Below are 13725 nucleotides of genomic sequence, written 5' to 3' on the forward strand. Positions count from 1 at the left end.
ATATTCATATATTAAAATTATTCACATATAAATTTGACATTAGAAAGACATATGCTATAATGTTCATATAAACATATGCTCATATGAACGGAGGTGATAATGATAACTATCAAAGATGAAGAAATTTTATTTGATTTAGCTGATCTTTTTAAGGTTTTTGGTGATTCGACTAGGATTAGAATCATGAATGTGCTTTTTAGTGGACCTACTTCTGTAGGCGAAATTGCAGAAGTCTTGGATATGAGCCAGTCAGCTATAAGCCACCAGCTAAAGAGCTTGAAGGATAACAATTTGGTCAGTTCCAAGAGAAGTGGCAAGTCAATATACTACGAACTTGCCGATGACCACGTCAAGACAATTTTTATGACAGGATTAGAACATATTAATGAATAGGAGAATATAATGAAAGTTAAATATAAAGTAGAAAGTGATAACCTATGTCCAAATTGTGCAGCGAAGATTGAAGAGGCTGTTAAGAAAATTGATGGAGTGAATGATGCCAACCTATCATTCCTAACTTTGAAGCTAAAGATGGAATTAGCTGATGATGCTAATGAAGATGCCATTTTTGATGAGGCAAATAAACTAGCTGATAAACTTGAGCCAGGGACTGTCTTAGTGAGGTAGGATATGTTTGAGTCTATGACAGATGCTCACAAAAAGGAGCTGAGTAAACTTATAGCTATAGGTATTTTTACTGCTATATTAGCAGTATTAAGTAATACTATAGGTGAAAATATATGGATTGTGGGTGGGTTTTTATTAGCCTACTTGCTATCCGCATGGCATGTTTTGATAAAAGGGTTTAAGGGAATCATCCGTGGCCAGGCCATGGGTGAGGACTTCCTTTTGTCTATAGCATCAATTGCAGCCTTCATCCTAGGCCAATATATAGAAGCAATTGCTGTAATACTTTTTTATAATTTTGGTGATTTATTTGAAAATATAGCAAGCCATAAGTCCCGCCAAAACATAGAAGGACTCCTAGACTTAGTGCCTGATGTGGCCAATAAGGTAAACCCAGATGGTTCTACTACAGAAATCGACCTAGATGATGTAGAAGTAGGAGATATCCTCCTGGTTCGTGATGGTGAGAAAATTGGTGTGGATGGTGTCGTTATAGAAGGTCATGGCCTCCTTGATACATCCTCTGTCACTGGAGAATCCATGCCAGTAGAAGCCGAAGTAGGGTCTGAGGTTATATCTTCATCGCTTCTTACTGAGGGTATTATCAAAATACGCGCCCAAAAAGAATTTGATGATTCTGTTGCAGCAAAGATTATGGAGATTATAGAAGATTCCGCAGAAAGTAAGTCTGAAAGTGAAAAGATGGTAACAAGATTTGCCAAAATCTATACCCCAATTGTTGTAGCTATTGCGCTTATAGTAGCTATCATCCCTCCCCTATTTTTTGGAGGAGATTGGTATGACTCTATATTCTTGGCAGCTACATTTTTAGTAATATCATGCCCATGTGGCCTAGTATTATCAGTCCCACTAAGCTTTATGTCAGGCCTAGGACTAGCTAGTGAAAATGGAATCCTTATAAAAGGAAGCCAGTATTTTGAAGGACTAAAAAATGCCAAAGTCCTATTATCAGATAAGACCGGAACCCTTACTACAGGGAATTTCAAAGTAAAAGATATAGAATATTTTACTGACCATGATAAGGAAAAAATACTCGATTATATATACAATATCGAGCTAATGAGTACCCATCCTATCGCAAAAGGGATAGTAAAAAGTCTAGACCGTGATGAAAAACATGATTTGTTTGAAGAAGTGACCAATGAAAAGGGCCTTGGTGTAAGAGCTACTAGCAAGGATGGAGACCTAATCAAGATAGGTTCTGCTAGATTTATTGGCTATGATGGAGAAGAAAATGACAGGGCAATCTATGTATCTATAGATGACAAGCTTGCTGCAAAAGTAATAATCGAAGATGAAATCAAAGACCAATCATTTGAAACTATAGAAAATCTTCACAACCATTTTGAAAATATAGCTGTAGTATCAGGCGATGGCAAAAATGCAGTTGAAGAAACAGCCAAAGAACTTGGCCTAGATGACTACTACGCAGAAGTCATGCCAGACCAGAAGCTAGAAATTATGAAAGGCTACCAAGATAAAGGACTTCCTACAGTCTTTGTAGGAGATGGTATCAACGACGCCCCAGTCCTTACCAATGCAGATGTTGGTATATCAATGGGAGAAACAGCATCTGACCTTGCTATAGAATCATCCGATATACTCGTAGTTAACGGAGAGTTTAGCCAGATGAGCAAGCTAATGAAAATCTCAGACCTTACCAATAGGACAGTAAGGCAAAACGTGATTTTCATAATGGCTGTCAAAATAGTAATCCTAATAGCAGGACTACTAGGATATGCAAATATGTGGCTAGCAATATTTGGAGATGTTGGAGTTACAATAATAGCAGTCCTATGGGCAATGAGGATACTAAAAAAGAAAATATAAATACATTCCCTAGGAAAGTCATGAACTTAACTAGGGATTTTTTTATTGCAAAAATAGCTTAAAACGATAAAAAAATAAAGACAAATGCCAGTTTATGCTGGGATTTGTCTTCGGTCTGATCAGACAACTTTGTCTGAAGACAAAATTATGATAAAATATAAAATCGAGGTATAGTTCAGGAGTAGAAATGAATAAAGGGAGAAATATATGAATAAAATATTTGCAATATTATTAGCAACAAGCCTAGTAGGCGGTGCGGGATATGCTAAAAACATGGACAATACGCAAAATGAAACTGAATCAAATATATGTATAAATGAAGATTCTTATTATCACAATCACATGCACAGAGACTGCGAAAACCATATGGCAGACTATTGTGATGAAACATACAAAAGTGAAGGCTACCAAGCTTGCAAAGATTTTATGAACGAAAACTACATGGATATGCAAACATGCAAGCACTCCACCAATAAAAACTCTTATGATACTTGCCATAGAGTAGGAGAAGAGAAAAGAAATAAAAACCATCATCATATGTCAAGGAAATTTTCTAATAGAAATGATGAATGTAAGAAACATATGAGATAATCTAGAACCCACAGTATTAATTGTGGGTTTTTTATTTGGAAAATTAGAGGAAAAAGTAAAACGAAGTGGACTTCCTTGAGCGGAGCAATAGCGAAGTCGAAAGGTCTAGCTTTTTACCTCCGTTCATTACAATTATAACCTATTTTACTCGATTTTAATACACTTGTGACTAAATAGGGTATAATGCAATTAATACAGAAGATAAAAGGACAACTATGCTTATCCTATAATCTACAAAAACTAGTAAAGTTGTTAAATATACTATAATATTAAGGATAGATTTATTTATATAGTGCCTAGATTAGTTAACTTTTGAATAATTATCATAATAATTAGTGTACAAGTCTCTATATATTTCTGAATTTTTCATCGCATCTTTATGAGAAGTAAATATCTCTAATTTACCATCATTTATAAACCATATCTCATCTGCTTGATGTACTGAAGATAGTCTGTGGGAAACTAAAAAAACTATATTATTATCCCTAAGCTTTGTAACCGCTTTATAGATATCCCTTTCTTTTTCCAAGTCTATTGACGCCGTTGGCTCATCCAAAATTATTATATTGCGTTTGTTATAGATAGCTCTTAATATAGCAACTTGCTGACCTTGACCTCCTGATAATTCTACATAATCTTCACTAAGTTCTTTTCCTATCCTTTTTCCCAAATCAAAATTAAGTTGCCAGTTTAATAAATCAAGTAGCCAAGGCATTTTATTATCATAATCTTTTCCTACTTCTGTTCTTATATTTTCAAGACTAGTAAAGTCTTTTATTAGCTTAAAATCTTGGAAAACAGGACTTATATGTGAGTAATTTATTCTATCTGTATCATAGCCATTATAAGAGATGTAACCTTGATTTGGCGTATACATTCCTGCTATAAGTTTTACTAAAGTAGATTTCCCACAACCATTTTCACCTATTATTACTATTAATTTATTTTCATTTACATCAAAATTTATGTCTTCTAAGACATTCTTATGATTATATGCAAATTTTAAGTCCTTTGAAGTTAAATGGATTTCCTTAGTGTTTATGATTTCTAAAGGTGATTCACTAGGGTCTGGGAGAGACAAAAACTCTATAATAGGCTTAGAAAATAGAGAATATCTCCAAAAATCAATCAATGATTCTGAAATATCTTTTATAGCATTTGTTATCTTAAATATTGCCATAATAAGTATTGCAAAATAATCTATATTAAATTTTCCATTATAAAGCTCAACTACACCAGTAATTAAAACAAAAAAGTATATAAGGATATCAGTAAGATCTGATAGTGTATCCCTAATGCCCATTCTATTATAGAAGTCAGTAAATATTTCTATAGTTTTGTCAATATAAATCTTGCTTGATTTAATAATATTAGTTTCCATAGCATTTGCTTTAATATCAATAAATCTATCATCTTCAAGTGGTATATATTGGTAGTACCATATCCAGTTGTTGATAGGTGCAAGCTTATTATAAAATTCTTCATCTTTCTTTGAATATAATAACCTTATGTAAAAGTTTATAAAAACCAATATCAATACTACAAATCCTGTCCAAAAAGATATGCTAGAAATTATAAATGAAGTTACTATGATAATACTGATACCTTGGATAATATTTACCAATGCCTCTATCATATTCTCTAAGGCATACTGATTACGCAAGGAATAATTAGCTCTCTGTTGAAGGTCATAAAAATCCTTTGATTCGGTTACTTTATAAGATATCGACATTGATTTATCGATTAATTCTTCCTCAACTTGATATATAAATTCATTTCCAATCTTTACAGATTGTGTACTAATATAAGCATTTATTAACTTCAACAAGCACAAAAATATAAAAACATAAATAGCTTTATCAAGTGAATCTTTATTAGCTATAAAATTGGTAATAAGTTCTATAAATTTGAAAAATCCATAAGCCTCAATAGAACTTATTACAACATTTAATATCAAAATTCCTATAAATTTCTTATTAGTCTTACTAGCTCTCCTTATGAGCGATAATGAAGTTTTTATACTATCAATCATCTATTGCTCCTTTCATTAGCTCTTCAGATATATCTAGTAAGTGCTTAAAATAAGGAGAATTTTCTTTAAGATAATGATAAGTCCCAGAATTTTCTACCTTTTTATCTCTAATAACTATTATTCTATCTACTACATTAGTTATAGATATCCTATGTGATATTATTATATATCCTCTATCTTCAAATTCAGAAAGAATATTATAGAATTTAATCTCTTTGTCAATGTCTAAGTTAGATGTAGGTTCGTCAAATATTAACATCCTTTTATTAGATAAAAGTGCTCTTAGTGTTACAATTAGTTGCTCTTGTCCACCTGAAGGTATGAAAGCATCATCAAAAAACTCGTTACCTATATGATCTTCAAGTTCAAGGTATCTAAATTTCGACTTATTTTCAATCTTATTTTTATGTATGTAAGATTTTATAAACTCTATATCTCTATTTTGCTTATTATTGAAAAAAAGATTATCCGCTAGGCTACCAGGAAATAATTTAGATGTTTGGAATGTTGACGCGAAATAATTAATCCTATCATCAGCTGATATATTTTTGCCATCAAATAATATTTGCCCGCTAGTTGGCTCAAGCAATCCTATTAATAACTTTATAAATGTTGTTTTACCAGCACCATTTTCTCCAATAATAGCTATTTTCTCATCAGAAGTGAAGCTCACACTTAAATTTTCTAAAGCAAAATCACTAGATCCTGGATACTTGTAAGATACATCAATAAAATCAACCTCAAACTTATTTGTTATATCTAATTCATTGAAAACTTGAAGATTTTTATTTAAAACTTGATCATACCTTTCAAAAAGATTAGAGTTTTTCTTAATAGATGAATAGCTCTCTAATACTTTCATAATAGACTCACTAAATAGGTAATACATATTTAATATAATTACGAAATCACTAACTAAAATATTTTTATGTCTTAATAATAGTATTGCTAGAATAGATATATCATTTAAAATTAGAAGCAAACTAATATATATCTTAACTTTAAGACTTAGTTTTGATTTTCTATCAAAAATATCAAATAAGTCATCAATTACATTCCTATATCTTTTAAGAATCATATCTTTAAGGTGAAAAACCCTAATATCTTTGCTATATTTACTATTAGTAGTAAGTGAGTGGTAGTAATCTTTTCTATTTTCTATATCTCCTAAATCTTCATCTTCAAGTAAATCAAAGCTATTGATCTTATCTTTAATTGGGAAAACTAAAATCGCTATAATTATACTTATAAGAAGAATTAATATAGAGTATCTTCCTATAAAAAAGCCACTAAATACTGTTAATATAAAAAAAGGAACTATCTCAATAAATCCATTTATTGCTTCTTGATATCCTTCTATATCAGAAGAAAAAAAACTTAGCGTCCTTTGGTAGCTACTTACAAATTTTTCGTCTTCAAAAGACCTATACCTATTATTTATAGCTTTCGAATTTATATCAAAAAGGTAGTTCATTCTAGACTCAAAAGAAAGAAAGGAAACCTTACTACTAAGCATATTATAAGCTACTTTACTTATGCACATTATAAGTCCAATAATTATAATAATCCTAATTAGCTGGTTCAAATCAAAACCAGCCTCAATTTGTTTCATTACATATCCCAATACATAAGTATCTAGAAAAAAACTAATAATATTAAAAATCCAAAAAACTACAATATAGAAAAAATTACATCTAAAAAATTTATTAATAAGATTTTTCATTCTATTACCAGCTCATACTTTTCACAATATTCTAAGTCACTAAACTTACCCATATCCGCCATGTACGATAGATTTTTAATACTAGAATAATGAATTTCTAGTATATATTTCTTATTTTCATAATGAACGAGAAAACCAGCTGTATTTTCAATACCATCATCAATAAATTTGATAAACGAAGAATTATTATTTAGCATTTATAATTTATAAGATGGTGAGTTTGGATAATCAAAGAATATTCTACTTATATCAATTGAAAGTTCCCTACAAATAGGGATTAGTGTTGAAACATTGGGATCACACAGATTTTTTTCTATTTTTCTTATAGTTTCTACTGATACTAAAGATATGATTGCTAATTCTTCTCTAGAAATATTTTTCTCTTGACGTTCATATCTTATTCTTTTACCAATATAGGAAAAATCATAGTCATTCATTTTCCACCTCACTTAAACTATAAACTTAGCTTTTGTTTATATTATAGCATATGGTATCAGAATAATGAAAACCTTTTATTGATGGTTATTTTAAATACAGATATAAGAAAGGACTATGTAAAAATTTTATTGTCTATGCTTACAATTTAATCTGTGTACCATTTTGATTTAGAATTATAAAGTCTGATATAATCTGAATTATTTAACTTTTTTTAATCCGTAAATAAAAAACATGCAAACAATAATAATTGCATGCATATTTTTCATAATTTTAATTTGTAATTCTAGATATACATACAGGTGCTTATATGATACAAGTATAATTCGCTAGTTGACAATACACGCCCACTACTTTATAACAAATTCCCCTCATCCATTTGTATTAATTCATCAAATCTCGATAGGTTTTCTTCTGATAAATCATGGGTGATTTCAATTATTATCTTATCTTGTAAGTTCAGAAGATAATCTTTTATTATCTTGCTTGTCTTGTAGTCGATGCTAGCAAATGGCTCATCTAAAAGGATTATTGGTCTATCGGCTACTAGCATACGTATTATGCCTACAATTTGCTTTTCTCCTCCACTTAGCTTATTTATATCCTCATAGTTTATGATTTTGTTTCTCATTTTTTCGTTTAGGACCATCAAGAAATTGTTTACTAATTTCGTATCGGTCTCCATACTTTTGAAAATACTAATGTTGTTTATAAAATCTGTTCTAAATAGATATTCATATTGTTTGAGTGAAAATATGTATTGGTCCAAATCATCTATAGGGTTACCATCTATATAAATTTGTCCAGTATCTTTTTCTAGACTTCCATCAATGAGTTTTAATAGGCTAGATTTTCCAGATCCGCTATGTCCGAGAATAGCATATCTTTTATTTTTCTCAAATACATAGTTTACATTATCTAAGGAAAAATTATCAAATGTGATAGATAAATTCTCTAAGCTTAGCTTATCGACTTTCTTATCTTCCCATTTATCTTTTTCTTCTATTAGGTCTCCATTAATGAAATCCATAGTTTCATCAACTAATTCTTGGGTAGAATTTATAAGATTTATGCAACTTAAAATATCATTAATAGGATCTAGGAAACTAGTAGTGTATCCAAAAGCTGCTATTCCAACTCCAACAGTGATTTTCCCTTGAGCCAGAAGTATGGCTACTATAACAAAGGTATTAAATTCCACTAGAAATATACCAAAAGCTCCTGCTAAATCTGAAATAGTTTTAAACTTACCAAACTTATATCTTTTGTCCTCACTATCAGTAAGATATGACCTGTGCTCATTATTAATGTTCTTAAAAGTTACTTTATTGATTCGTGATTTACCAGATAATAAGTCAAGAACCTTGTCAAAGTATCTCTTTATGCTAGCTATTTGCTCTCCCCTTAAAAATGATAATCTCTTTTTGAATATTTTAGGGATAAATACAATTAAGACAGAAGATAATAGGACAACTATACTTATCCTATAATCCACAAAAACTAGCAAGGTTGTTAAAAACACTATAATATTAAGGATAGATTTATAGAGATCTATGTAGGCACTGAGGTAATCCTCGTCTATTGCTTCCACATTCTCAGTAAAAATCACCAAGTAATCAGCAACTTTTCTTTTATTAAATTCGTGGATATCTAAAGAAGAAATATGCTTAAACAAATCATCTTTAATCTTTACAAAAAATAACTTAGAAACTTTCCACTCATATAGCCTAGATATATATTGAAAGAATAAATTTAGAAGAATCAATAATACATAAATGCCAATAAGTTTAAAAACAAGACTTAAACCTTCTTCTAAAATATAATCAAATAAATATTTGTTAACCAATGGAAATATTGCGACAGTAATTGAGTACAATAAAGTAAATATGATTTGTATTATAATGGGAACTTTTAATTTTCGTATATAATTTTTCATTATTTATTCTCCGGTAAGAATTATTTTTTTAATAAGGACTCTTTGTTAAAAGGGTCCTTATTAATAAAAATAATCTATCCAACTTTCTTTTCTTGATTAACAGATTTTATTTCCAGTGGATTATAATATGGTGTTGATGAGTTTTTTCCTCTACATTGTCCTCTACAAGCGGATATAACCAGTATTTCACCTTTTTTAAGTACTGGAATCGATAGTTTTTGGACACCATTTTCTAATTTTTTATTATCCATAAATTTATCTCATTTCATAATATTTATTGTAACGTGCTAAGGCAACTGATTTGCACATAGCAGAACAACCATAGATATTTCCTGTTTCTGATAAAACAGTTCCTGGACATCTTTCACATAAATTTTCTAATTTACAATCGTTACACTCATTATTTTTTGATTTCTTTTGATTTCTTACATATCTAAAATAATTTGAATTCCAAATATCTTGGATACTATTTTTATATATATCACCAACTTCAAGGTAATATCCATTACAAGGATATACCTTTCCGTTACTTGATATAAATAAGCTATGTCTTAGTGTAGGGCACATATATTCATCAGTATTATTTATAAACCTAAAATTAGCAGCTTTATCAATTTCCTCAATTATATGTATCAATTTATTTTCAGGAATGAAATATTGTAAAGGAGTTTCTTCGCCATTAGATTTAGTAAATATTGATGGTGAAGTAGTAAATGAAAATCCCATATCATCACAATAATTTTTTACTTCCATAAAATCCTCATAATTGTATTTTAGTATAGGAGTTTTTATTTCTATTGGGATTTTGTATTTATTAAGATTATTCACACCATTCAGAGCTGCTTCAAGTGACCCTTTTACTTGAGTAATTCTATCATGCACTTTTGCATTCATAGAAAAAATAGTGAGTGAAAAATCAGTAATATAAAGCTCAGAAAGATCTTTAGCAATCTTTTCAGTAATTAAGGATGCATTGCTCAAAATATTAACTCTAAAACAAAGATCTCTAGCGTACTTTACAATTTCCATAAAATCTTCTCTTTTAAAACATTCTCCACCTGTAAATACAATTTGGTGAACGCCCATTTGTCTAAGATTTAATAATATTTTCTTTATTATATCTATTGGAATTCCATACTCAGTATATGATGGAATATAGCAATGTTTACATCTCCAATTACATAAAGAAGTTATTTCAATAGTGCAGCTAATTGGAATTTCATTTAGAAATGCATCATTAATAACTTTTTCATAATTAGCTTTCATAAATGAGTTCCTCTTCTAATAACTTATTAATGAAATCATACACTAATTTAGTTATACTTATTGAAGTATCATTACAATATTTTGCATCAATACTAAGGATTATATCATTTATATTTTTCTCATCAGATATTCCGATCCATATGTCTACAGCAATACCCTCTATAAAGTACAATTCGTTTTTTCTTTCATCCACTATATAAATATAATTATTCATATATTGCCAAGAAATATATCTCTGAATGTGATACTTTTTCAATATAATACTATTGGTCAGAGAAATCATTTATTATATCCTTTCTCTTTCAGATTGTTTAATTAAATTTTTAGTCATTTGATTCTCATTAGTTTGGCTTTTATTTCTAAAAACTCTTTACTAGTTAGGGTTTCAAATAACATTTTGTTTTTACACAATTATTCGCACTTTATCATTAAATATCTTAGTTTACACTAGTCCATTTCGACTTAACTTAATAAAAAAAATTCTATACGATAACTGACAATTGCCCTGGAACTAGAATATAGAGTCTATTGAAAGACCCTAGTTTAAAACCGTTTTAGGATTTATAATTAATATCTACATAAATTGAATAATATGTAGTTCTAATTTATCTTGTCAAATGCAAGAATAATAGTTAGTATCAATTCCATATGTAAACACAGGTTTAGCAGTATCGCTATCGTCTTTGCTCATTGGGAAAATTATTGAAAATACTAACAATAAACTTAATATTTTTTTCATAATACCATCCTTAATATTAGCTTTTCAATTAATCATGATTAATTTGTCCGTTTAATTAGATATCTTAATATAATTATAAATAATTTCTCCATAATAGAAAACCTGCACTTGTGCAGGTCTAAGCAGGTATTATTCTTGTAAAATTTCATCAATACTTAAAATTAGAACTTTCTTTAAATCATTTTTTAATAATAAATCACACAATTTTAGTGAGGAATCTAAATAAAATCTATAGTCAAGTTCTCCAATTTTATATTTAGATATTCCTATCATATAGTATAGCAATGGGAAGCTATTATAATTACTTATTTTTGATCCTTCTTCTATCCCAACTTTGCACAAAAGTATGGTATTGGTATACTTTTTTTCAATATAGTAGTATCTAGCCAAATTATAACAAATCTTTGGAAATAGTTTTGATTCTGTAGGAGTGACTTCTTTTAAATGATTTAATATTTTAAACGCTTTTTCATTATCTTCTATATCTATATAATATTCAGATAGAGATTGAAGAATTCTTATTTCTAGTTCATTATAATTTGAGCTCTCACTTAATAAATCTTCTGATTTTATAGTCAAGCTCAGTGCATCTTCTAAATATTTTTTATATAAATTTAAATTTTTATCTTTAGATCTTGACAAACAAGCTTGGAAAAACAATAGATACTGGTCTAATTTGATTTTATAGCTAGTAGGTAATGTATCTCTGTAATAAGTAAGTTGACTAATGTATTCAAAAATATTATCTAAATTATTTTGATCAAGTTCTTGGCTTGCTTTCTCTAAAATGTTCTGTAGATCTTGCCAAGATGACCCTTTTTTTGTTTTAAGTAGCAATTCCCACTCTATACCTAAAACTTTAAAGATTGGGACAATTGAATCTAATCTAGGTAAGTTGTAGCCATTCTCAAGCCTCCTGATTGTGTCAATAGAAACATTGGACTTTTCTGCGAGTTCAGCTTGTGAAATCCCCATTTCTTTTCTAATTCTTTTTACTTCACTTCCTATGTAATCATATTCTGCCATTTGATTTTCTCTTTCTACTACTTGTTTGTATTAAAAACCACACCATAGCTTAATTGCTTGGTGTGGTTTCTTAGATATTTTCCATTTTTTCTAGTTCCATGGTGAATTTTTGTAGGATCTTTTTTTCTATTCGACTTACTGTCATCTGGGAGATGTCTAGGGTGTTGGCTATGTCTATTTGGGTTCTGCCCTCGTAGTATCTTAGTTCTAGAATCTCTTTTTCCAAATCGTTTAGCCTTGCTGTTGATTTTTCTATAAGATCTGATAGTTCTATGGAGTCGAAGTTCCTGTCTTCTTCTCCTATCATATCAGCCAAGTCTATGGAGTTTTCTCCTTTTTGGACTTGGTATTTCATATCAAGACTTTGTGGAGCGTAAACTTTGCTTGCTTCCATGGTTTCTAGTATGGTTTCTTCGTCTTCGCCCAAGTAGTCTGCTATGTCTTTTACTGTTGGGGTTCTTTGCAGTTCTTGGGGTAGGACTTTTTTGGCGTTATTTATTTTTTTGTAGAGGTTTTGGATTCTTCTTGGGACTCTGATGACCCAACCCTTGTCTCTAAAGTAGCGTTTGAGCTCACCCATTATTGTCGGTGTTGCAAATGAAGAAAATTCGTAGCCCTTACTTGGGTCAAATCTTTCTACTGCAAAGATTAGTCCAAGGCTTGCTACTTGGTAGAGGTCTTCTTTTTCGATGCCCTTTCCTACGTATTTGTTGGATAGGATATCTACTATATACATATGCTCTTCTATTAGTTCATCGCGAAGTTTTATATCACGAGTTTGGTAATACTCCTCAAATTTCTTCTTGATTTGCTCTTTGTATTCTTGATCAGTTAGATCTTTTTGCTTTGTCATTAGCTTGCCCTTTTTATGATTTTAATTTCTCCGCTTGTGATTTCAACTTCATCTGCAAGTTCTTGTAAAATTAAATCACGCATTTTTAGTGCACGTTCGTCTAGGCTCTTATCCTTGCCTATAACTTTGATTTGAAGGTTTTTATCTTCTGGCAAAAATTCTATTTTTATGTCCTCATCGCTAAGCTTGTAGTTGATTGCCTCGCTTACTACAACTCTAAGGTCTTCAACTTCTTCTATATTAAATCCTAGATCACTTGCAAGGGAAGCGGTAAATAATCTTATGGATTTTAGATAGATTTTGCGAGCTGGGATTGTTATGGTAATTTTATCCATGATTTACTCCATATCAAATAGATCGGATAGATCAGTAATTTTGAATAATTTTTTGATATTTTCTTTTGTATTTATTATTTTTACTGATTTGCCATTTTCTTTTTGTTTATTGTAGATAAGCATAAACATACCAAGGCCTGTTGAGTCTAGGTAGTCTAGGTCTTGTAGGTCAAATACTAGGTCTTTGTTGGCATCTATTTTTTCTTCTATGAATTCTTTGAAGTCTTCTTCTGAATAGACATCTAGGTCACCAACAAGTTTTACTGTCTGAATATCATCTTCAATTTTTATTTCTTTATCAAACATTTTCT

The 13725-nt window shown here is 29.9% G+C and carries 14 protein-coding genes; 4 read left to right on the forward strand and 10 right to left on the reverse strand.

Annotated features, from left to right (window positions below; genetic code table 11):
* The first annotated feature begins 99 nt into the window (after positions 1-99).
* The 4 genes from QNH69_RS02570 (at position 100) to QNH69_RS02585 (ending at position 3069) form a co-directional block, all read left to right on the forward strand.
* On the forward strand, positions 100-393 hold the full coding sequence (locus QNH69_RS02570; protein ID WP_282929053.1) for a metalloregulator ArsR/SmtB family transcription factor: 294 nt from the start codon (positions 100-102) through the stop codon (positions 391-393).
* 9 nt (positions 394-402) lie between these two features.
* A complete protein-coding gene (locus QNH69_RS02575) occupies positions 403-627 on the forward strand; it encodes a cation transporter (RefSeq protein WP_282929054.1) in 225 nt (74 codons plus the stop codon).
* A 3-nt stretch (positions 628-630) separates the two neighbouring features.
* Positions 631-2478, forward strand: coding sequence for a heavy metal translocating P-type ATPase (locus tag QNH69_RS02580; protein ID WP_282929055.1), 1848 nt, complete (start codon positions 631-633; stop codon positions 2476-2478).
* A gap of 207 nt (positions 2479-2685) precedes the next feature.
* Entirely contained in the window at positions 2686-3069 is a 384-nt protein-coding gene (locus tag QNH69_RS02585; RefSeq protein WP_282929056.1) for a hypothetical protein, read from the forward strand.
* Positions 3070-3370: 301 nt separating this feature from the next.
* Here the strand turns inward: QNH69_RS02585 and QNH69_RS02590 are convergent, their stop codons facing one another.
* From QNH69_RS02590 to QNH69_RS02635, 10 genes are all read right to left on the reverse strand, one after another.
* A complete protein-coding gene (locus QNH69_RS02590; RefSeq protein WP_282929057.1) occupies positions 3371-5101 on the reverse strand; it encodes an ABC transporter ATP-binding protein in 1731 nt (576 codons plus the stop codon).
* Positions 5094-6713, reverse strand: coding sequence for an ATP-binding cassette domain-containing protein (locus QNH69_RS02595; RefSeq protein ID WP_282929058.1), 1620 nt, complete (start codon positions 6711-6713; stop codon positions 5094-5096). The genes QNH69_RS02590 and QNH69_RS02595 overlap by 8 nt, the downstream gene beginning before the upstream one ends.
* 308 nt (positions 6714-7021) lie before the next feature.
* Positions 7022-7261, reverse strand: coding sequence for a helix-turn-helix transcriptional regulator (locus QNH69_RS02600; protein WP_282929059.1), 240 nt, complete (start codon positions 7259-7261; stop codon positions 7022-7024).
* A 353-nt stretch (positions 7262-7614) separates the two neighbouring features.
* The gene (locus tag QNH69_RS02605) at positions 7615-9195 is read right to left on the reverse strand and encodes an ABC transporter ATP-binding protein (protein ID WP_282929060.1); all 1581 of its coding nucleotides are present in this window, start codon (positions 9193-9195) and stop codon (positions 7615-7617) included.
* A gap of 74 nt (positions 9196-9269) precedes the next feature.
* The gene (locus tag QNH69_RS02610) at positions 9270-9446 is read right to left on the reverse strand and encodes a hypothetical protein (protein ID WP_282929061.1); all 177 of its coding nucleotides are present in this window, start codon (positions 9444-9446) and stop codon (positions 9270-9272) included.
* Positions 9447-9450: 4 nt separating this feature from the next.
* Positions 9451-10461, reverse strand: a complete 1011-nt coding sequence (locus tag QNH69_RS02615; RefSeq protein WP_282929062.1) for a radical SAM protein — start codon at positions 10459-10461, stop codon at positions 9451-9453.
* Positions 10462-11329: 868 nt separating this feature from the next.
* Positions 11330-12226, reverse strand: coding sequence for a helix-turn-helix domain-containing protein (locus tag QNH69_RS02620; RefSeq protein ID WP_282929063.1), 897 nt, complete (start codon positions 12224-12226; stop codon positions 11330-11332).
* Between the two features lie 70 nt (positions 12227-12296).
* Positions 12297-13079 (reverse strand): SigB/SigF/SigG family RNA polymerase sigma factor, encoded by a 783-nt coding sequence (locus QNH69_RS02625; RefSeq protein ID WP_282929064.1) that lies wholly within the window; start codon positions 13077-13079, stop codon positions 12297-12299.
* A complete protein-coding gene (locus QNH69_RS02630) occupies positions 13079-13414 on the reverse strand; it encodes an anti-sigma regulatory factor (protein ID WP_282929065.1) in 336 nt (111 codons plus the stop codon). Before QNH69_RS02630 ends, QNH69_RS02625 begins: the two co-directional genes overlap by 1 nt.
* Before the next feature lie 3 nt (positions 13415-13417).
* Positions 13418-13720 (reverse strand): STAS domain-containing protein, encoded by a 303-nt coding sequence (locus tag QNH69_RS02635; RefSeq protein WP_282929066.1) that lies wholly within the window; start codon positions 13718-13720, stop codon positions 13418-13420.
* Positions 13721-13725: the final 5 nt, after the last annotated feature.

This window comes from Anaerococcus sp. Marseille-Q7828 (genome assembly GCF_949769285.1).
GTDB lineage: Bacteria > Bacillota > Clostridia > Tissierellales > Peptoniphilaceae > Anaerococcus.